Origin of the sequence: Mycoplasmopsis bovirhinis (genome assembly GCF_900660515.1) — a bacterium.
In the GTDB taxonomy this organism is placed as follows: Bacteria; Bacillota_I; Bacilli_A; order Mycoplasmatales; family Metamycoplasmataceae; genus Mycoplasmopsis; species Mycoplasmopsis bovirhinis.
Genome location: NZ_LR214972.1, coordinates 645,365 through 668,197, shown reverse-complemented (window position 1 = coordinate 668,197; position 22,833 = coordinate 645,365). Strand labels below are relative to the sequence as shown.

Genomic DNA, 22,833 nt, shown 5'->3' with positions numbered 1-22,833 from the left:
AATTAAGCGTTCTTTGCTAATTCAACTAACATTGAGAAAGTTTTTGGTTCATGAATTGCTAATTCAGATAACATTTTTCTGTTTACTAAAATGTTAGATTTTTTAAGTCCGTTAATAAATTTTGAATAACTAAGTCCTTCAGCTCTTGTAGCTGCATTAATACGAGCAATTCATAATTTACGGAAGTTTCTTTTAACTTGTTTACGGTCTCTAAATGCATAAGTTCATGATTTAACAACTGCTTGTTTTGCTACTTTGTATCCGATTGATTTATGTCCAAAGTATCCTTTTGCTAATTTTAGTCATTTTTTACGTCTAGCTCTTGTAACTGTTCCGCCTTTAACTCTTGCCATAGTATATTTCCTTTCTATATAATTAATCTAAATATCTTGAAACAAAGTGTAGCAAGATTATATTAAAGCTTTAAATCTCTTGAAGTCACTTTTTGACATTAATACAGATTTACGGGCATGACGTTTTTGTTTAGTTGATTTATTTTGTGCTAAGTGTGAACGGTAAGCTTGTTCTCTTAAAACTTTACCAGTTCCAGTAACTTTAATACGTTTCTTTAAAGCACTCTTAGTTTTCATTTTTGGCATTTTGTTCTCCTCGTGAAGAATCTTGTGCATTCTGTGCATTTTGATTCTTTTCTTTTAAGTATTTAGCGATTTTATTTTTATTAGGTTGGAGATTCATGTCTAAAAAACGGTCATTAACTAATTTAGGTTCAGTAGTTTTTTCAGCAACATTTTCAACACTTTCAAAAAAACGTTCTAAGACTGTTAAACCAAGATCTTTTCTTCCGATCTCACGTCCTCTTAGTTTTACAGATACTTTAATACGGTCGCCTTGCAGTAAAAAGTCACGAGCTTTTCTACTTTTAGTTAGTAAATCATTTTCACCAATCATTGGTGTTAAACGAATTTCTCGATTTTGGATATTCGTTTGTTTTTCTTTGATTTCTTTTTGTTTTTTCTTGCGATCGTATTTAAATTTTCCGTAATCTAAAATTCTTACGATAGGTTTAGGATCAACACTAATTAAAACTAAGTCCATTTTTTGACTAATTGCCAAGTCCAAAGCTTCACTTTTTGTTCTAACTCCAATTTTTTCTCCATCAGAATTTATGACAAATACCTTTGGGTATGGGATATCGTTATTTACAAAATGCTCTGAAGCAGGCTTTTTTCTTTTATCTGAATGATTAATAATTTCTCCTTAAAAATAAGTTTAAAGTAATCGCCCTCTACCTACCAAAAAAGCATCTAATATGATGCATTTAATTGTAGCTAAACCCAAAGCTATAGGGCTATCAGGTGAGAAGTTGATTCTACTTTCTGCAATTAAATTATATTGCTTATCTATTTTAGCACAAAAAATAATTATTATTGATTGTTTTTTGGTTTTTTTTCAATCGGTTATAATTATAATAATAAATATATTTATAAGGAGTTTTTATGATAAATAAAATTAAAGGAACTATCGACTATTCTCCTGAAAAAACTCAGGTTCGAAATCATATTTTTCAAGCTACTCGATTTTTGGCTTCCCAACTAGCTTACCAGGAAATAGATACTCCTATTATTGAGAATTTAGAGGTATTTTCAAGAAGTGTTGGAGATTCAGATATAGTTCGCAAAGAGATGTTTCAATTCACAGATAAAGGAAATAGAAACATTGTCTTAAGACCAGAAGGAACAGCAAGTTTTGTAAGAGCTTATGTAGAAAATAAGTGACATACTTTACCAAATCAAAAATTTTTTTATATTGGCCCAATGTTTCGCTACGAACAACCACAAAAAGGAAGATACCGCCAATTTTTCCAAATCGGTTTTGAACATGTCGGAGAAAAAAATTATTTAAAAGATTTAGAAGTTATTTTATTAGCCTACAATCTTTTAAATGCTTTTGCTAATGATGATTTTACTTTAAAAATTAACACAATTGGAGATAAAGAAACAAGAGATAAATATTCAAAAGCTTTAAAAGAATATTTTAGTCCTTATAAATCACAGCTTTCAACTATTTCACAAGAAAGACTTGAAACAGGTAATGTGTTACGTATTTTAGATGATAAAATTGATTCACAACTAGATTTTGTTAAAAAAGCACCAAAGATTTCAAAATACTTATCTGATGAATCAAAAAGATATTTTAAAAATTTATGTGGTTCTTTAAAAGAATGAGATATAGATTATAAAGTTTCAGAAGATTTAGTTAGAGGATTAGATTATTATGATGAAATAGTTTTTGAATTTATTGCAACTTCGCGTTCTGATAAATCGCAAGCTGCTATTATTGGAGGTGGGAGATATTCTAATTTAATTAATGAATTAGGAGGCCCCGCTTTATCAAGTGTTGGTTTTGCCTTAGGGGTTGAACGTTTAATGGACTTTTTTGATAATAACAAACTTTTATCAATTGAAAAACTCAAGGCACAAGATCAATCAACAAAATTTTATTTAGTTGCAACAGATAAAGAATCAGATATTAAAAATTTAATGCCTTTTTACATTGCTTTAAGCCAAATACCAAACTTCCAAGCTATTTTAGAATTTAGCTTAGTTAGGTCTAAAAAAGTATTAGAAAAAGCAAGTAAATATAACGCTAATTATATTATTACAACTGATTTAAAATACCCAGATTTATTTATTATAAAGAACTTGACAACTAAAGAAAGAATTACTTTTTCAAAGGAAGATGATGGTGTGTTCTTGCTTCTTAAATTCTTAATTAATGATATTGAATTTATCCCAGAATATACCTTAAATGCTATTGAAGAAATTTTGGAGGATGAATAATGACAAAACAAATTAATAATAATCAGTTAAGAAAAAACGATATTGGTCAAGATGTTACTTTATTTGGTTGAGTAGCAAATAAACGTAAATTTGGTGAATTAAACTTTGTTGATTTACGTGATAAATTTGGTATTACTCAATTAGTGTTTAATACTCCAATTAATTTTACTAAAGAAAGCGTTTTAGAAGTTACTGGAGAAGTAGTTGCTCGCAAAGATATTAATTATGACTTACCAACTGGTGAAATTGAAATAATTGTTAAAGAATATAAAGTTTTATCAAAAGCAGCTAATGAATTACCATTTCAAATTCGCGATGATATAGAAGTAAAAGAAGAATTAAGATTACAAAATAGATTTTTAGATCTCAGAAGACCAGTAATGCAAAATACTTTGGCATTACGTAATAAATTTATTTTTGCCCTTAGAGAATTTTTACAAAACCAAAACTTTATGGAAATTGAAACTCCAATTCTTTCTAAAGCAACTCCGGAAGGAGCAAGAGACTTTTTAGTTCCAACACGTAATTTTAATAGTTTTTATGCTTTGCCTCAAAGTCCACAACTCTTTAAACAACTTTTAATGATTTCGGGTTTTGAAAAATATTTCCAAATTGCAAGGTGTTTTCGTGATGAAGATTCACGAAAAGATAGGCAACCTGAATTTACCCAATTAGATATTGAAACAAGCTTTACTGATGTTCAAGATTTTCAAAGTTTAGTTGAACAAATGTTTCAATATGTTATGAAAAAAACACTTAATGTAAATTTAAAAATACCATTTGAAAGAATTACATACGATGAAGCTATTGCAAAATATGGTAGTGATAAGCCTGATTTACGTTTCGCAAAACATCTTATAGATATTAATGATTTTTGTAATGACACAGATTTTAATATTATTAAAAGTGCTCCAAGTAAAAGATTGTTAAAAATAACTGAACAAATCACAAAGAAACAATTTAAAACTTTAGAAGAAATTGCTAAGAAAAATGGAGCTAATGCCTTATTTTATTTTGTTGTAAATAAGGGCCAAGTTGAACATTCTAACTTTGCTTCTAAAGTTTTAATAGCAGTGGAAAATTTAATTCAAAAACAAACTGAGCAAGATGGTACATATTTAATTATTGCTAATTCATATAAAAACACTTCACAAGCTTTAGGCGCTTTAAGAACAGAATTAAATAATTGATTTAATTGAGCAACAAAAGAATATGTATTTAAGTGAATTATTGATTTCCCAATGTTTGAATATGATCAAGAAACTAACTCATGAGCAGCCGCTCACCATCCATTTACTCAGTTTAAGCATTCATTAGAAGAAGTCAAAAAACTGGATAAATCACAAATCAAAGCAAAAAGTTATGATTTAGTTTTAAATGGTTTTGAATTAGGTTCAGGTTCAGCAAGAATCTTTGACAAAGAAACTCAAAAAACAGTTTTTGACTTAATTGGCATGGACGAGGCAACTCAAAAATCAAAATTTGGATTCTTTTTAAATGCCTTAGAATATGGGGTTCCTCCACATTGTGGCATCGGACTAGGAATTGATCGTATAATTATGATTTTAGCAGGCCATAGCAGTATTAGAGATGTTATTGCCTTTCCAAAAAATTCAAAAAGTGAGGATATCTTCACTGGTGCTCCATCAACCGTTGCCAAAGACCAATTAGATGAAGTTTATTTAGAATTAAAACAAGATAAATAAGTTCAGCCCTTATTGGGCTGTTTTTTTATTCAAGCAAAAAACCATCAAACTTGTTTTGTATAGGCAAGTTTGATGGTAAAAAGTGATATATGAGAGTAAAAAATAATACTGGTCTATTTGAGAAATATTGTAATGAATAAAATAAAATACGAACTAAAATTATTATTAAACCCGGGTTTTGAAACAGAAAATTAAAAAGTTTTCAAGTGAAAGACTCACGAAGAAAGGAAAGAAAAACAGTTTTACTAAATTAAAACTATAAAAATATGCACATAATAAAAACTAAATTCATAGAGCAAATTCAAATAGACCATTGTAATTATAACATAATTTTTATTGCTAAGGAAATTTTAAAAAAATTACAAACAACAACCAGTAATGCTTGTTGTTTGTAATTAAGGTAGTATTTAAGTTTATTTTACCGTTTTGATTTATCATATGGTATTCCGGCAGCAGCTGGTCCATATGAGTTCTTACTTGAAAGAATCATAATAATTAAGGTAATTAAGTATGGTATCATTGCTAATAAATCAGCAAATTTATTTAATGAAGCACCAAGAGTATTGATTCCATAGAATGAGAAAGCAAGTAAGAATGAGAAGAATAATGAAACAATAACTGAAATACTAATTTTTCATCTTGAAGTAATCATAATAGCTAGGGCGATGAAACCAAACCCTTGCACATCTTTTGAAAGTGAAAATATATTAATTTGCACTTGGGCATAAATAGCACCGGCGATTCCGGCTATAAATCCAGATATCGCAAGGCCTTGCCATTTAATACGATTTACATTAATTCCAGCTACGTCGGCTGCTTGCGGGTTTTCCCCAACAGATCTAAATCTTAAACCTCATCTAGTTTTTCTAAGCGCAAATCAAGAAGCAACTGCAACTATAATAACAACTGCTAATTTAAATGAAACAATGTTGCGGTAAGTTCCAATTGCAGGAGATAAAGCTAACTCTTCACGTCCTCTAAAAACAATAACAGATCCAGCTTTTTGCGTTCTAGTTGTTAAGTATAAAACTACCATAGCTGCAATACCAGTTGCTAATACGTTAATAGCAAAACCAGAAACAGTTTGGTCTGATTTGAATTTAACTGCTGCTAAGCCAAATAATAAACCAAAAACTAAGGTAACAAAGCCAGCTAATAATGTTAGTGGAATTTGTGATCAAGCACTAGTAATATTTAATGAATCAGTGAAAATAACACTAAATACTGAATAAATAGCAGCTCCAAAAACCATAAACCCGTTAACAGCAATATTAACAGTTCCTGATCTTTCAGAGAAGATTCCGGAAATTGTTCCTAATAGCAAAATAACAAAGAAGAAAAATGTATAACTAAAAATTATTTCCATATTACATTCCTCCTTCAGTAGCTAAATCTTTAACTTTAAAAGCTTGTTTATATTTAGTTAAAACTTTTTTATTAAAATCTAAGAATAAAGTTTCTTTTAATAAATTAAAGTTTTGTTTACGGTTTTGAACTTGGTTTTTAAATTTATTTTTTGAATCACGATAATTATTTAAACCTGCATCATTACGTTTTGCGATATGTTCAAATTTAGCTTTTGATAATTTAGTATAAAAATTTAAAAGATCTTCTTCGTTCATATTTTTTGAGGCTTTAATTTGGTTATAAACTTCTTTTTGATATAGTGATTCTTGTTTTCTAAAGTTTAAACGTGTTTTTAAGTTAGCAAAATATAATTTAAATAAGCGTAATTTCTCAGGTAAAATGTATTTAAATTTACTTGAGTGATAAACTTTAAAGTTATACCAATAAGTTTTATTAGTGCTTAAATATCCATATTTAACTAAGCTTCGAATCACCCTAAATTTATAGAAAATAATAGCTAAAGCAGACATAAAGATAATAATACCAGTAATGATTGGGAAAAAGTCAAAAGTAACTTTTTCTGATCCTCTTAAAAAGCTAAATCCAATTTGAGCAGTATTAATCAGAGAATAGAAAATTGAAGTAAATAAAACACCAATTGGACTATTTAAGGCAATTAAGGCAATAGCAATTGCTTCAAACCCAATAGCCATTGGGGCAGAAGCTGCTTCTAATTTATTATTTTTAAGAATAATTAGGAAAAATCCAGCAATCCCTGATAAGGCACCAGAAATACCCATAATACTTACTACAAGTAGTTTTTCGTTAATTCCTACATATTTAGCATTAGTTTTATTTAATCCAACCATTTTTATTTTATATCCAATAGCTGTTTTGCTGTAAATAAATCAGACAAAAATAACTAAAGCAATAATTAAGCCAATTCCAAAGTAAATAAATAAGTTTTGGTATTCAGAACTAATAAAAATATTTTTTGTGCCACTAACTGGGTCAAAGTAACTAAATGATTCTTTTCCAAAAGCTTCATTACCTTGTGTAAATAAATATTTTGCAATATAAGTAATAATTCAGTTTAAAAAGATTGTTGAAATAACTTCATGTACATTAAAGAATGCTTTTAAAAACCCTGAAATAAGTCCAATAAACATTCCCATGATAATAAAGACAAAGAACATTCCAATTAAAAATTCTAAAGAAATATTTTCAATATCTAATTTTAATCCAATAATAATTGCAAAGAAAATAATTGCAGGGAATGTCATTTGACCTGAAACACCAATATTAAATAATCCCGATTTAAAGCCAATTGAAATAGCTAAACCAGAAAAAGCAAAGAAAAGGAAATAAAGTAAGAAAGTACTACGGTTAGATTCAGTACTTGAAAATCTAAAAATATATGTTACAAATGAGAAAATAGTTGTGTTTTGTGGATTGTCACCTGTGGTTCCAATAATTCAATAAATAATTGAAGCAGCTAAAATACCAAAGAAAACAGCTCAAATAGAGGCAAAAATCTTTCTTCGGCTATTAGCTTTTTCTTCAAACATGAAGAATCTGCGTGTTTTTTCACCAAAATTTACAACAGGATTGTCTGCATATAAACCTTTTTTCATTAGTTTATTCCTTTCTCTTCGTTTTTATGTGCCATATAAATACCAATTTCAGTTCTTGTTAAATCTTTAGCTTCTTTGACAGCTAAAATTTCACCAGTGTTGATAACAGCAATTTTATCAGCTAAAGCTAAAACTTCATCAAGTTCATAGGAAATTAATAAGATAGCTTTACCATTCTTTTTCTCTTCTAAAATTTGTTCATGAATATTTTTAATTGCTCCAACGTCTAATCCACGAGTTGGTTGAACAATTAAGATAAAATCATGAGGAGAGTTCATTTCGCGACCAACAATAAATTTTTGTTGGTTTCCACCTGAAAGTTGGCGCGCTTGAGAAATACCATTTCTTGCCCCTCTAACATCATATTTATTAATAATATTTTTAGTTTCTTCTTTAATTGCTTTTTCGTTAAAAATACCAAATTTAACGTAAGAAGAATCTCATAATCTACGTAATACGGTATTATATTTGATGTTATAATCAAGTACTAAACCATGTTTATGTCTATCACTTGGAATAAATGATAAACCAAGTTTAGAAATTTCATAAACTGATAAATTTTGTAAATCTAAATATTCATCTTTGTCTTGATCACCTTGTTTAACTTTAGTAAAAAATAATTCTCATTTATAAAAATACATTAATAAAACAATTGCTGCAATTAAGATAGAAACATACATTAAGGCATAAATAATGTTATTAGTTGTGACGCTTAAAGTAGCTCTAATGTTGGTAAATGCAAGGAAAACTAAAATAATGAATGCTATGATGTATAAAATTGAATTTAGTACAACAACACAAATATGATGAAATAAATTATTTTTATCAAAAATTTGTCTTGAAAGATGTAAAGCTTTAAAAATAAAGACTAGATTTCAAGCCATTAAAATTCCATTAATTAGTAATAAAATTAAGGTCACTAATGGGATAATTTGTGATTCTTTTAATATAAAGGCTGAAAGTCATAAAATTAATAAAGTTATTGTTGTCACTAAATATGTTATTTTAGTTAAATAAATAATGCGGCGCACTTTACTTGAAAAATTGCAAAAGACAATATTTTCAAGTTTCTTACGGTTTTTTACTTCACTATTTACAGATTGATAGAAAAAGACAGCTGACATAGCATATAAAAAGCCACCAATTATTTTATAAATAACATTAATATCTTTAGCTTCTGGGGTTAGTACCATTAAAATAGTTCCAGCAATAAATGTTAAAAAGAACATTAAGACACTAAAGTAAGTTTTAGTTTTATTGGCTTTTTGAATTATTTTTAGTTTTTCTTTAATTAAAGGGGTTTTAGTTAACCTAATTATACCATTAGAAGGTTTTTTCATCCCACTAATTACATATTCTAAGTCAGTTTGACCATTACCTTCGACCCCTGCAATAGCTACTATTTCACCACTTCTAATTTGTAATGAAATATTTTTGAGTGGTTTTTCACCTTCAGTCGAAACATTTTGAACATCTAAAATAATTTTATTTTTAGATGTGTCAGTGTACTGATTACGAGCATTTTCCACTTCACCACCTACCATACGGTTTGCCATTTCTTCAATGGAAACATCTTTAACAGCGAAATTACCGGTAACTCTTCCGTGACGAATAACAGTTGCATTATCTGCAACTTCTTTTATTTCACCTAATTTATGTGAAATAAATAAAATTGTTTTACCTTGTTGTTTGAATAATTTAAATGTATTTAAAAGACCTTGAATTTCTTGGTCTGTTAAAACAGCTGTTGGCTCATCAAAAATCAATATTTCAGAATCACGGTAGAGCATTTTCATGATCTCAACTTTTTGTTGGGTAGCAACTGTTTCTGTTCCAGTTAGTTTATTTAAGTCAAAATGCAAATCAAATTTATTTTGAATTGTTTTAATTTTTCTAATTGCGGGTCCAAAGTCAATAATCCGAGTGATTTTATTAACGTTTTTCGAACCAAGCGCAATATTTTCTAAGTTAGTATAAACATCAACTAATTTAAAGTGTTGGTGCACCATACCAATCCCTAATGCATTAGCGTCATTAGGGCCTTTAATTAATACTTCGTTGTTATTAACTTTAATAACACCAGTATCAGGTGAATAAAGCCCAAACAAAATTGACATTAAGGTACTTTTTCCAGCACCATTTTCGCCAATTAAAGCATGAATTGTTCCTTTTTCAACTTCAAAACTAATTTCTTGGTTAGCTTTAATAGTTCCAAAAGATTTAGAAATATTAACAAATTCAATTGCATTGATTTTTTCCATTTTAACCTCCTTTCACTATATTTCATTAAAAGTAAATGCTATTATTTGAAAGAATAAACCGCCAGCAGGCGGCTTATAAAAAAGCTTTAAAAAATTATTGGTTTACTAAATTTAAAAGTGCATCAACTAATGTTTTAATTGAGTTTTCGTCAGTAGCTGCTTGTGCATCTTTAGTAGCTTTTGGCTCGCTAACGAATTTTTTTTCTTCAGCTGAAAGTGCATTAAATTTAGTTTTAGCTTCTTCAATAGCAGCTTGCATTACTGCTCTTTTAGCTGTATCTGCAATTGTTGAAGGTGCAAGACCTACTCAACCTTCTGCAAATCCACCGTAGTAATTGTTTTTTGTTCCTTGTTTAAAGGCAGAAATTTTGGTTTCAAGAGCTTGAATACCAAATACTTTAGCTAAAATAATATCATATGTTGCTTGTGCAATATTTTTAAGAACTGAAGTTGCGAAGTATCCTGAACTACTTGGAATTGCTTTAGATTGGTCAACATCAACACCAACAACTAATTTATCACGGTAAGCTTCGTTACTTGTAACTGATTGTACTGTTTGAGTTGTTGCAGGTCCAGCAACTGGATAAACAATTTTAGCTCCTGTACCTAACATATTGGTAATTGCTGAGTTTTGAGCATCATTTGCTTCAAATCCAGCATTTAAATTAATGCTTTCTGCATGTTTTGTTTTTAAAGTTGGGTTAGCATCATTTCATGCTTTAATACCTTTTAAATATCCAGTAATAAAGTCAGTAACTCCAAAGAATGCTCCACCACCTAATGTAGCTAGTTTTCTTGATTCTGGTGCATTAGCATACTCTGTTGATAAGTATTTTGAAAGGGCATATCCAAGTTGTCATGAAGCTTGGTTAACATCAAAGTTTAAAGCGTAGAAATATTCATAATCAGTATCAACTGTAAAGTCAATTCCGATAATAACAACTTTATTTTGTCTTAATTTAGCAATGTTTTGCTCTATGAATTTTTTAATTTCATTACCATGAGCAAATCCTGGTAAAACAAGCACATTAGTACCAGTATCAACAGCTGTACTATATGATTGTTGATAAGTAGATTTAGTAGGTTTTACAGTAACAAACTCAAATGATTGTTCTCTATCTGATTTTTGAGTTTGATCACCAATTGCGTTTAAAGCTTCTCAAGCTGATTGGTTAAATGATTTATCAGTTACATTACCTGTATCAGTAATTAAAGTAAATTTTAATTTTTTAGCTTTAATTGCATCTGATTGTACATAATCGTGAGTTAATGTTGAATTAGTGGTAAGCGCTGCAACTCTTTCGCTAGTTGCAACATAATCACCATCACGTCTGTGATATCCTGATTCTGGAGTTTGTGATCCTCCACATGAAACTGCAATAGCAGGCACAAGTAATGAACCAATACCTGACATTGAAAGTAAAATTTTTTTGAATTGCATAAATGCTCCTTATTAATATTTGATATATGGTTTATATTATGTATAATATATTTAAATTTGTGTACTAATAATATTATAAAGTATTATTAAAAATATATAAATAAGTTATTAAATTTTAACCTAATTATTAATTGATAATTTTGTATATTATGAAACTTTTTTAGCTTCTTCAGGAATATTAACAACTTGTTTGCTGTATTTATCAGCATTTAAATATGATGCTAAATTACTTTCAAATTTGTTTGGATCTAGTGTTACACCACTGTCAGAAACTTTTTTAGCATAATCAATTAAAGTATCAATATATTTATCACCTTCATATGCTAAAGTTACTCCTTCATTAGTATCAACATTTAGCATGGTGTATCCATCTCCACCAGCTAAAATAAAGTCATTTGTTACAATGTAGTAATTTTTGTTTGGATCAATTGCTTTACCATTAATTTTAAAGCTAGTTGTATCAGCTTCCCAAACATGTTCTTGTAATTGTGTTTTAGTATTTAATTTCTTTACAGCATTAACTGTATATGAAATGTTTGTTGAAAGTTGCGAGAATCCTCCAGATTTACCAGCACCCAAACCGTGTTTTAAGGCTTCAACAAGAACTGATCCTTTAACTCTAACAGCAGCAATTCTGTTTCCAAAGGGGCTGACTGCTAAAGCATTACCGCGGGTGATTTCACCTTGTTTTAAGTCAGAACGTAAACCACCTCCATTTAATAATCCAATAGTGTTATCTAAAGTCCCTGATTCAAAGTTGTCTCTAGTTGTTCAAGGTGCTTGGCTTACAAAGCCTCAAGCTAATGCATCAGCAGCATAAGTACCTAAACTTGTTGGCATTAATCTTCCTTTTCAATATGGAGTGCCATCAATACTTACACTAGTCACATGTTCGAAAACTCCAGGTGAATCAAAAACTTTTACTGAGTTTTCCTTAGCAAAAACTGTTTTAAGTCTAGATAATAATCTATCACTTAAATTAGCATTGTAAATTTCAATTTGACTAATATCTCTTAACACTTGGAATACTTCAGTAATTTTGCCTGTTTCAGTATCAAAAGTAATATCAATATCACCTAAATATTTAGTATATGCTTCAGTTTGGGTGATATAAATATTTTTTTGATCACTAACTTTATCTTTATTATTGATTGGCACAAGTGAATGGCTATGACCATCAATAATTAAGTCTAAACCCTCTCCTTGATCTTGCGCGGCAATATAATCAGATGTTCAAGTTGCATCATTTCTTCCAGTACCTAAGTGGGTAGCTGCAATAATAAACTTAATTTCTGGCTCATTTTGTTTAATTTCATTAACAACTTTTTTCAACTCATCACTTGGCGCTCTAAATTCAACTAGAGCTGAATTTTTAGGGTGAGAAGTATAAACTGTGTCTGGTGTTGTTAAACCAATAACAGCTACTTTAATACCACTTTCTAAATTTTTAGTAATATATGGTTTAAAAACCCTTTGACCAACTTTAGCTTGGTCATAGTTTTGAGGTTTCGTAGCCTCATTTGCATAATCTTTATAATAAATATTAGCAGAAATAAATGGCATAGAAACATTATTTTGCTCTGTAGAAGTACTTTGGTTTAATTTTAAAATATGTTCTAAACCATAGTCAAACTCGTGGTTACCAACTGTTACTGAGTCATATTGCATATACTTTGCAATTTGTGAAATGGTTTTTCCTTTATCTGAATCTGATAAAGGTAAACCTTGTACCATATCACCAGCAGAGATTAATAAATCTCGTTTTTTATCTGCTAGGTATTTACTGGTTTCAACCATTCCAGCATATTTATTGTATTTAGAATCATCAAATTCAATTCTTCCATGTTCATCATTAGAATGGAAAATTTTAATCGTTCTCAGTTTTGAATTTTCTAAAGACTCGGCTTCTCTTAATCTTGTAAATAAATAATTATATTCATGTACAAGTGGGGTAAGAGTTACCTTAGCTTCAAAGAATAAGTTAAAGATTTTATCCTCAACAGTTAACTTCTTAGTTTCATCTTTTTCATTAGAATATTCAGTTTTTAACTTATCTAATTCTTTTGCAAAAGATGCAATTTTTTCATTATAACGAACATTGTTTTGTCTGTATAATTCTCTAAGTCTTTGTGCAGAAGGTTCGCTCTTTTGTCTTGAAGGTTGATCAACTGGATCTTTTCTTCTATTATCCGTACATGAAACCACAGTTGTAAACCCTGTAGTTAGTGCAGTAATTGAAGCAAGATTTAGTAGTAATTTCTTATATTTCATAAATAAGCTCCTAATAATTAAAATTGTGTATATTTTAATTATATAATAAATTCGGATGCTTAACTATGACTAGGCAATGAAAACTTAATATTTTTTTCTAGCTAATATTAATTATTTTTTAATAAATTTAATATAAAAAAGGTCTATAGTTCCAAAAATTTTTAGTTTACATTAATTAATTTTCAATATTTTCTAAATTATGTTTTAATATTTCTATATATTTTGTCTATTTCGTTTATTATTAACATAAGCAAAATTTATAATAAAATTAATTTTTTAATAAATTAAAAAATTAGTAATACGAAATCACTCGGACTAACTAAACCAAGTAAAGTTAAAGTACTAACTATATTATTTATAAGCTTTATAAGGCGGGTTATTTTAAAAATAAAACCTAATTAAATAGCTGGCTTTTCTAAATTAAAATAATTATAAATATTAAAGATTTAATTATGCAATAGCATAAGTTTTTATATTAAATGTCAAAAACAACAGAAATACTTTTCTGCTGTTTTATTTCTTAAACCTCATTAAATTGTGATTTATATAAATTATAATAAAATCCTTTTTGTCCTAATAGCGAATCGTGGGTTCCTCGTTCAATAATTTTTCCATCATTAACTACGAGAATCAAATCAGAATTTTTAATTGTGCTAAGGCGGTGCGCAATTACAAAAGCAGTTTTATATTCCATTAATTTAAACATTGAAGCTTGGACGATTCTTTCGGTGCTTGAATCAATATTTGAAGTAGCTTCATCTAAAATTAAAATGTTACGATTTGATAAAATTGCTCTTGTTAATGATAGTAATTGTCTTTGACCTTGTGAAATATTAGCACCATTATTTTCAATTAAAGTATCATAACCTTTTTCCATTGATAAAATAAAATCATGAGAATGTGTCATTTTTGCAGCCTGAATGATTTCTTCTTTGGTAGCATTAGGATTTGAAATTTTTAAATTATCAATAATTGATTCGTTAAATAAAAACGAATCTTGCAACACAATAGTCATAATATCTCTTAAATTTCGAGTATCTATTTCTTTTAGCTCATGACCATCAATTTTTATGCTTCCAGAGCTATATTCATAATATTTAGATAATAAATTAACAATTGTTGTTTTTCCTGCACCAGTAGGCCCCACAATGGCAATTTTTTGCCCTCTTTTAGCAGTAAATGATGCTTCTTTTAATTGGTAAGTTTCTGAATTATGATTATATTTGAAAAATACATTTTCAAATTCAACAGTTCCTTTAACAGATTTATATTCAAAAATGTTAGTATCTGCATTAAAAATTTTTCAAGCGTAAAAACCATATGGATCATTAGTTTGTGTTTCCTGAAAACTATTTGTTTCAGAATTTAAAGCAACTTTAACGATTTTAATTTTTTGATCTTTAACTGCTGGTTCTGGCTCAGCTAATAAATTACCAATCCTTGTAGCTGAAGCAACAGCGCTTTGAGCCCCAAAAATTGTTCCAAGAGCATTTTGGAATGGTCCAAGGAAGTTTCAGTTTAAAGAAATATAAGTAACAATTAAACCAGAAGTTGCAATAGTTGAAGCATTGCCCATTATACCTGGAACACCTCAAATTGGTTCTTGTCTAAAGAAAAAGAACGCTGAAATTCCAGCAATAACTAAAATAATAATGTTTGACATTATTGAATAAATAATTTCAAAACTTCTTGAAACTAAGTCGCTTTTAAAACTTACATTTCTAATTTCTCTTGTTAAATCTTCTAGTTGTTTTAAAATTGGTTTTTGTTTTTCAAATGAATTAGTAATTTTAGTATTTGTTAAAGTTTCTTCAACAAAGGCATTTAATTTTCCAAATGCATGGCGAACGCTTTCAAAATATGGTTGAGATTTTTTAATTAAAAGCATCACACAAAATAACATTAATAAGGTTAACGGAATTACAATTAATGTTAATTTTGCTGAAACTAAAAACATAATTATTAAAGATAAAGTAATATTAATAAAAGCGTTAATAATAGCAGATAAAACTTGATTTAATGAAAAGGCAATATTAGTAACATCGCCAATTACTGTTGAAATTAAATCACCAGCTTTATTGCGATCATAAAAACTAATATCAAGTTTTAACATTTTGGCAATTAATTTCTTCCGAATGTTAGTGGCAGTTCCAAAACTTACTTTAACAAAATATCTATTTTCTAAGTAGCGAAATAATCCATAAGCTATATAACAACTTGCTAAAAGCACTAAGACTAAAGCGAAGCGGCTAGTATCAAAATCCTCAAAAGGACTTTTTCCATTTGCAATTGGATCAAAAAATGAGCTAACAACTAAACCAATTAATAAACTTCCAAAAATATATGCAATGGCGTTAATAAAGGAAAAAATACCACCAAGCATAGTTTGTTTTTTAAAATCTTTGGCAAAAGAAAATAAAAGTTTAATTGCTTGTCATGATGAAAATTTTTCTTTCATAAATCTCCTTTGCTATTGTTCTAATTGGTTTTGGTAAACATCTTGATACCATGCACATCTATTAATTAGTTCTTCGTGTGTTCCAATATCTAAAATCTCGCCATTATTTAAAACTAAAATTTTGTCGGCTTGTTTAATTGAATTTACTTTTTGCGAAATTATAACTGTGGTACACTTATAATTTTTTGCGATATTTTCAACCATTTTTTTAGCAGTTAAATTATCTAAAGCACTAGTGGTATCATCTAAGATTAATACTTTAGGATCAGTCAAAAGTGTTCTAGCTACTGATAAACGTTGTTTTTGTCCACCAGATAAGTTTTTTCCTCTTTGTTCAATTATGTGCTCATAAGTATCAGGAAATGAAGTGATAAATTCCTTAGCACAAGCGCTTTCAATAGCTTTATTAATTTCATCTTCCGAAGCATCTTCTTTAGCAAATTTTAAATTACTTTCAATAGTTCCTGAATAAAGCAAAGCTTCTTGGAATACAATTCCAACTTGTTTATGTAAATCAGCTGAATTAATCTGATTTACTTCTTTATCAGCTATTTTAACACTACCTTGAGTATATTTCATATTATTAACTAAAATATTAGCTAAAGTAGATTTACCTGATCCAGTAGGTCCAATAATTCCTAATGTTTGACCTGCTTCTAATTCGAAATTAATATTTTTAAGAGCATAATTTTCTGAGGTTTTAAAATATTTATAACTAAAATTTTCAATCTTGATTGAATATTTTGAAGGGTCATGTGGCAATGTTTCACCATTTGAAACTATTAAATTATCATATTTTGCATTAATAACATCGATAATTCTTTTTGATGAAACTCTTGCTCTAAAAAATGTTCCCAAAAATTGACCAAACATTGAAACTCCAAGGGCCATCATAAATTCATATTCAATAAACGTGTTGATCTTTGCAATTAATTTACTTACATCTTGTGAAGGATTATCTGCTAATAAGCGATATCCTCCATAAAAGATAAATACAATAACTAAGTTAACTGCAAAAAAGAAAAATGGTAAATTAATTGAAAAGATATTAAAAACATTAATACCATTATCTTTTCAAGCTTTATTAGTTTGGTTAAATTTTTGATATTGATATTCTTGTAAGTTATATGCTTTAATCAACCTTGCTCCGTTAATTATTTCATTAACTGATTTAGTGTTATTATCAATAATTGTTCTTCCTTTAATAATTAATGGCATAACTTTAATTAAAATATATATAATTGAACCAATAATTAATGGAACTATCGCTACAATTGTTCAAGTTAAGGTTAAATCTGTTAATAAAGCAAAAATTAAACCAAATGCTATGAATAATGGGGCTTTGATTAAAGCACTAGTTGCACCTACTAAAAATTCTCAAAATACTGCAACATCATCATTAATTCTTGTGATCAATGATTCAACACTAAAATGTGAAATATCTTTTAAACTTAATTTTTGATATTTAGCATATAAAATATTGCGATAAAATTCTGAAGCATTTTCACCAGCTCAAACTATAATAAATAAACTACCAAAAGATGTTAAAGCTCCGCTAATAATTAAAGCAATTGTTGAAACTAATAAAAATATAAAAGCAGAGGTAAAGTCTTTGGCGCTATATATAACATTTTTAAAAACTTCAATTTCATATAACTCTTTTTTATCGATTAATAAGGGTAAAAACTGGGAGATAAAAATTGGAGTTAACATTGTTAACCCAACATTTAAAACTAAAATTAACACCCCAATTAAAAACTGTATCTTAATTTTCTTTGGTAAGATTTTAAGTGTTTGGATCATATTAACCTCATAGTCTACATATAACATTTTTTATATTAATTTTATAATATTTTTATAAAAAAGTTATAAAAAAAATGGCGATCACGAGAGGATTCGAACCTCTGACCACAAGCTTAGAAGGCTCGTGCTCTGTCCTGCTGAGCTACGCGACCACTCGTATAAATTTTAACATAAATTATAAAAAATCAAAAAAATTCAATATAATTTTTAATACTATATTCAAAATATAAGGAGAATTATGGATAAAACCAAAAAAAGAGTTGTTATTGGCTTAAGTGGTGGAGTAGATTCATCAGTAGCTGCTTACTTATTAAAAGAGCAAGGATATGAAGTAATTGGACTTTTTATGCGAAATTGAGATAGTCTTGCTAATAATGATATTTTAGGTAATGATACTTTAAATGACCAAGTTTGTCCACAAGAAGTGGATTATGCTGATGCTATTAAAGTAGCAAAAAAACTCCATATTCCTCTGCACAGAGTTGACTTTGTTAAAGAATATTGGGATAACGTTTTCCAAAATTTCCTTGAAGAATATGCTAAAGGCAGAACTCCTAACCCAGATATTTTGTGTAACAAATATATAAAATTTAATTCTTTTGCTAAATATGCTTTTGAAGAGTTAAATGCCAATTACATTGCCATGGGCCACTATGCCAAAGTTGAAAATGGACATTTATACAGGGCTAAAGATCATAATAAAGATCAAACTTATTTTTTAGCTCAATTAACTAGCGAAAAATTAGCAAAAGTCCTTATGCCTTTAGCTAATTTAACTAAACCAGAAATTAGGCAAATAGCAACTAATTTAGATTTAGTAACTGCCAATAAAAAAGATTCCACAGGAATTTGTTTTATTGGGGAAAGAAATTTTGGACAATTCTTGCAAAATTATATTCCAGCACAAGAAGGCAATATTGTTGATATTACCACAAAAAAAATTGTTGGAAAACATGTTGGAGTTTTTTATTATACAATTGGGCAACGTAAAGGATTAAACCTTGGTGGCAACAAAGAACCTTATTATGTTTGTGGTCATAACGTTAAAGAAAATATTTTATATGTTGCTCCAAGTTCAAAACCAGAATATTTACTTTCTGATTCCTTAGTTGCTTCAGGTTATACTTTCAACAACTTAGATTATGATAAAAATAATCTAAGTGCAAAATTTAGATATCGTCAACAAGATATTAAAGTTACAATAGAAATTTTAAACCAAAATCAAATTAAAGTATTTTACCCCCAAACTTCTTCAGCAGTTACTCCTGGGCAACAAGTTGTCTTTTATGATGGAGATAAATGCATTGGCGGGGCAACTATTGATGAATTATTTATTAATGATAAAAAAATAGATTACTTATAGGAGTATTTATGAATTCAAAACTTATTAGAGCTAAATGATTAAACTTTTTTGAAGCAAATGACCATTTAATTATTCCTTCAAAAAGTTTAATTCCACAAAATGACCCTTCGCTTTTGTGAATTAATAGTGGAGTAGCAACATTAAAAGAATATTTTGAAGGTAAAAAAAATCCACCTTCAACTAAAATGGTTAACTCACAAAAAGTTATTCGTACTAATGATATTGAAAATGTTGGAGTAACTGCAAGGCACCATACTTTTTTTGAAATGCTTGGTAATTTTTCAATTGGTGATTATTTTAAAAAAGAGGCAATTGAATTAGCAACAAAATTTTTGCTTGAAGAATTAAAATTAGATAAAGATAAGCTTTATTTCACCTACTATTATGAAGATTTAGAAACTAAAAATTTATGAATCAAGCAAGGTTTTAGTGAGGAACATATGATTGCAGGAGATAAAAAAACCAACTTTTGAGAAGTTGGTTCTGGTCCTTGTGGGCCTAATACTGAGATCTTTTATGATCGTGGGACTAAATATGATCAAAGAGGTGTTGAACTATTAAAAAATGATATTGAAAATGATCGTTATATTGAAATTTGAAATATTGTTTTTTCAACCTTTAACTCAGATGGACAAGGGAATTACACTGAATTAAAACAAAAAAACATTGATACTGGTGCAGGATTTGAAAGAATTGTTTCAATCTTGCAAGATGCTCCTACTAATTTTGATACTGATTTATTTTTACCAATTATTCATGAAATTGAAAAATATACTAAATATAGATATGATGCAGATAATTATTTCGTCAAAGAACCAAAGCAAGCTGAAATAAATACATACTTTAAAGTTATTGCCGATCATATGAGAGCTGTAGTTAATGCAGCTGGTGATGGAGCTAAGCCTTCAAATGTAGGTCGAGGATATATTATTAGACGTCTAATTCGCCGCAGCCTATATTTCACTATGTTATTAGGTATTAAAAAACCAATTTTACATAAATTAGTTCAAGTAGTTAAAAATACTCTTCCGTATGAATATAATCAAGATCAAATTATCAAAATTATTATTGATGAGGAACAAGCTTTTGCTAAAACAGTTGAAAATGGCCGCCAACTTTTAAATAAACATATTTCAGAGGACCAAAAAATCTTTGATGGTGCTTTAGCATTTAAATTATTTGAAACTTATGGCTTCCCGTTTGAATTAACTGAAGAAATTTTAGCTTCACAAGGTATTTCAATAGATAAAGAAGCTTATTTAGAGGCTAAAACCAAACATGAAAATGCAAGTAAAGGAAATAAAGTTTCGGGAATGGATAAAGTTATCAACTCTTTAACTTTGATAACTCAAAAAGTTGATAACTTTGTTGGCTATGAATTTATAGAAGCTAAAACAGAAATTTTATATTTACTAGATCAAGAAACAGAACAAGAAACTATTGAAGGTATTGGATATTTAGTTTTAAAACAAACACCTTTTTATGCCACAAGTGGGGGTCAAAGACATGATAAAGGTTATATCACACAAAATAACCGTAAGATTACTGTTTTAGATGTCTTTAAGGATAAATATGGTAATCATATTCATAAAGTAAGCGGAACTATCAATAAAATAGATCCAGTAGAATGTTTTGTTGACCCAAAGATTCGTTTAGGACTTGAACGTAATCACTCTGGAACTCACTTTTTATTTGCTGCTTTAAGAACGGTTTTGGGTCCACAAATTAAACAACTAGGAAGTGATAATAACGAAGAAAGATTGACATTTGATTTTCCAGCTGATACTAAACCTACTAATGAACAAATTGCAAAAATTGAAAACTTAGTCAAAAGTTACATTAAACTTTCTTCAACAAGACATTATTTAAATATGACAACTAATCAAGCTAAAGAAATGGGTGCTATTATGACTTTAGAAGAAGCAGAATATATGGACCCTAATTCAGTTAGAATTGTTAAATTTGATAATATTACAGCTGACTTATGTGGTGGAACTCACCTGAGTAATTCAGGCAAATTAGAGAATTTTAAAATAATTAGTGTTGAAAAAAAATCAGCTACAGTTTTTCGAATTAGAGCTATTTCATCCCATAGACTAGTTAATGAATATTTAAAAAATAAACAAGACGAATTATTACAAGAAGTTAATAATTTAATTAACCGGAATAAATTATTAGATCAAAATTATACTTTTGAACCTAATTTAAATAATAATTTAGAAGATTCAATTAATCTTCTAAATAATGCAATTAGTCAAATTAGAAATGACTATGTTAAATTACAAAAACAAAAAGAAACTAATACTTTATTTTCATATGACAATATTGAATTTAAAACATTTAAAGGTTTTAAATTTAGTTTACTAGAAGTTTCCATGCAAGATAATCCAAAAGTTATAGCCACGACCTTACGAGAAAAATATTTAGATACCACATTTTTTGTCGTCACTAAAGGTTTAAATCCAATGCTTGTTGTTGCTTCTAAAATTTTAAATTCTAACTTTTTAGCCCAACAAATTTTCCAAAAATTTAATGGAAAAGGTGGTGGAAATGCTATTTTATCAATGGGTAAAATTGCATCTACAGAAAATTTAACAAAATTCATCCAAGAAGGTTTAAATTGAGAAAATTAGCTCTAGATATTGGAACTAAAACTTGTGGCTTTGCTATAACTGACGAATCAGAAATTATTGCTAGTAATTTAGAGACTCTTAGATACCAAGAGGATCAAGCGCTAGAGAAAATCATTGAATATATAAAAAATTTAGAAGCTAAATATAAAATTGATGGTTTAATAATTGGTTATCCAATAAAACTAGATGGAAGCAAAAGTCCAACAACTTTGTTTGTTGAAAAAGTTGTAGCAGCTTTAAAACAAAATCTAAATTTACCATATCTATTAATTAATGAACAATATTCCACAAAAAAAGCACATCAAATTATGATTAATGCAGGATTAACTCGGCAAAAACGTAAATTACATAAAGATAAAATGGCAGCCCAATTAATTTTAGAAGATTATTTAGAATATTACCAAAACAAGTGAGACAAATAATGAATTGAAGAACTATTTTAATAATTTCCGCAGTCATTGCAATTGCTGTAGGTTTTAGTGTTTATATTGGTATATTAATATGAACAAAAAAATATACTAAAAAATATGTGCAAAAATTACAACGAGAATCATTTGAACAAATCAAATCATTACGTAATGATATTGGTATTTTACCTTTCGAACTCGAAAATTATTTTAAAAATAACATTAATCCATATGATATTGAAGGAATGATTAATACAGTTTTTATCAACAAATATTATGATAAATTAATCTTAGCTAACAATCATGAATTTGCCTTTTCATGTTTAGCTATTAAAACACAAGGTAAGACATATTATGATGTTCAAAATCTTGATTTACCTAAGTTAAATCAAGCTGTTTTAAAGCACCCCGATTTATACCAAGATAATATAAATTTATATAACGAGCAAAATCTTGATTTTATTGGAGTATTTGATTCAACTTATAATTTAGAAACTATTTTTAATAAGTTTTACCACAAGCTTAATGAATCAGGTATGATTTGCATTAGATTGCAAAATATTTCAAGAAAAGAGCTCAACAATTTTTCTCTTTTCTTGAAAAACAAAAAAATAAATTTTGAAATTTCGTATTTTTCAACAAGATTTCTATTTATTACCAATAAAAATCATGAAAATATAGTAAAATAGTAAAACTATAATAATCTAG

The 22,833-nt window shown here is 28.2% G+C and carries 16 protein-coding genes and 1 tRNA gene; 6 read left to right on the top strand and 11 right to left on the bottom strand.

Going from position 1 to position 22,833, the window contains the following annotated elements; all coding sequences use genetic code 4:
- Positions 1-2 precede the first annotated feature (2 nt).
- The 3 genes from rplT to infC are packed head-to-tail and all read right to left on the bottom strand — an operon-like array spanning position 3 to position 1,212.
- On the bottom strand, positions 3-353 hold the full coding sequence (gene rplT / locus EXC44_RS02715; protein ID WP_099309620.1) for a 50S ribosomal protein L20: 351 nt from the start codon (positions 351-353) through the stop codon (positions 3-5).
- Positions 354-410: 57 nt separating this feature from the next.
- Complete coding sequence (gene rpmI / locus EXC44_RS02710; RefSeq protein ID WP_099309621.1) at positions 411-599, bottom strand: 50S ribosomal protein L35; 189 nt, start codon at positions 597-599, stop codon at positions 411-413.
- Positions 580-1,212, bottom strand: a complete 633-nt coding sequence (gene infC, locus EXC44_RS02705) for a translation initiation factor IF-3 (protein ID WP_408634243.1) — start codon at positions 1,210-1,212, stop codon at positions 580-582. The genes rpmI and infC overlap by 20 nt, the downstream gene beginning before the upstream one ends.
- A gap of 245 nt (positions 1,213-1,457) precedes the next feature.
- On the opposite strand from infC, the gene hisS reads away from it, so the two are divergent.
- Both hisS and aspS read left to right on the top strand, forming a co-directional pair.
- Complete coding sequence (hisS, locus tag EXC44_RS02700) at positions 1,458-2,801, top strand: histidine--tRNA ligase (RefSeq protein ID WP_129621728.1); 1,344 nt, start codon at positions 1,458-1,460, stop codon at positions 2,799-2,801.
- Entirely contained in the window at positions 2,801-4,507 is a 1,707-nt protein-coding gene (aspS, locus tag EXC44_RS02695) for an aspartate--tRNA ligase (protein WP_129621726.1), read from the top strand. The genes hisS and aspS overlap by 1 nt, the downstream gene beginning before the upstream one ends.
- A 418-nt stretch (positions 4,508-4,925) precedes the next feature.
- Here aspS and EXC44_RS02690 read toward each other — a convergent pair whose 3' ends face one another.
- The 8 genes from EXC44_RS02690 to EXC44_RS02655 form a co-directional block, all read right to left on the bottom strand.
- Complete coding sequence (locus EXC44_RS02690) at positions 4,926-5,873, bottom strand: ABC transporter permease (RefSeq protein ID WP_120160433.1); 948 nt, start codon at positions 5,871-5,873, stop codon at positions 4,926-4,928.
- Between the two features lies 1 nt (position 5,874).
- The gene (locus EXC44_RS02685) at positions 5,875-7,488 is read right to left on the bottom strand and encodes an ABC transporter permease (protein WP_129621724.1); all 1,614 of its coding nucleotides are present in this window, start codon (positions 7,486-7,488) and stop codon (positions 5,875-5,877) included.
- On the bottom strand, positions 7,488-9,749 hold the full coding sequence (locus EXC44_RS02680; protein ID WP_129621722.1) for an ATP-binding cassette domain-containing protein: 2,262 nt from the start codon (positions 9,747-9,749) through the stop codon (positions 7,488-7,490). Before EXC44_RS02680 ends, EXC44_RS02685 begins: the two co-directional genes overlap by 1 nt.
- A 94-nt stretch (positions 9,750-9,843) precedes the next feature.
- A complete protein-coding gene (locus EXC44_RS02675; RefSeq protein ID WP_129621720.1) occupies positions 9,844-11,190 on the bottom strand; it encodes a BMP family ABC transporter substrate-binding protein in 1,347 nt (448 codons plus the stop codon).
- A 147-nt stretch (positions 11,191-11,337) separates the two neighbouring features.
- Complete coding sequence (locus EXC44_RS02670) at positions 11,338-13,461, bottom strand: bifunctional metallophosphatase/5'-nucleotidase (protein ID WP_129621718.1); 2,124 nt, start codon at positions 13,459-13,461, stop codon at positions 11,338-11,340.
- Positions 13,462-13,981: 520 nt separating this feature from the next.
- Entirely contained in the window at positions 13,982-15,919 is a 1,938-nt protein-coding gene (locus EXC44_RS02665) for an ABC transporter ATP-binding protein (RefSeq protein ID WP_129621716.1), read from the bottom strand.
- A 12-nt stretch (positions 15,920-15,931) separates the two neighbouring features.
- Entirely contained in the window at positions 15,932-17,722 is a 1,791-nt protein-coding gene (locus EXC44_RS02660) for an ABC transporter ATP-binding protein (protein ID WP_129621714.1), read from the bottom strand.
- Positions 17,723-17,797: 75 nt separating this feature from the next.
- Positions 17,798-17,874: transfer RNA gene (locus EXC44_RS02655), tRNA-Arg, on the bottom strand.
- An 86-nt stretch (positions 17,875-17,960) separates the two neighbouring features.
- On the opposite strand from EXC44_RS02655, the gene mnmA reads away from it, so the two are divergent.
- The 4 genes from mnmA to EXC44_RS02635 are packed head-to-tail and all read left to right on the top strand — an operon-like array spanning position 17,961 to position 22,814.
- On the top strand, positions 17,961-19,085 hold the full coding sequence (mnmA, locus tag EXC44_RS02650) for a tRNA 2-thiouridine(34) synthase MnmA (RefSeq protein ID WP_129621712.1): 1,125 nt from the start codon (positions 17,961-17,963) through the stop codon (positions 19,083-19,085).
- Positions 19,086-19,093: 8 nt separating this feature from the next.
- Positions 19,094-21,718, top strand: coding sequence for an alanine--tRNA ligase (gene alaS / locus EXC44_RS02645; protein ID WP_129621710.1), 2,625 nt, complete (start codon positions 19,094-19,096; stop codon positions 21,716-21,718).
- Positions 21,706-22,140, top strand: a complete 435-nt coding sequence (gene ruvX, locus EXC44_RS02640) for a Holliday junction resolvase RuvX (RefSeq protein ID WP_099309634.1) — start codon at positions 21,706-21,708, stop codon at positions 22,138-22,140. The genes alaS and ruvX overlap by 13 nt, the downstream gene beginning before the upstream one ends.
- Positions 22,128-22,814, top strand: coding sequence for a BC85_0335 family putative methyltransferase (locus tag EXC44_RS02635; protein ID WP_223213752.1), 687 nt, complete (start codon positions 22,128-22,130; stop codon positions 22,812-22,814). Before ruvX ends, EXC44_RS02635 begins: the two co-directional genes overlap by 13 nt.
- Positions 22,815-22,833: the final 19 nt, after the last annotated feature.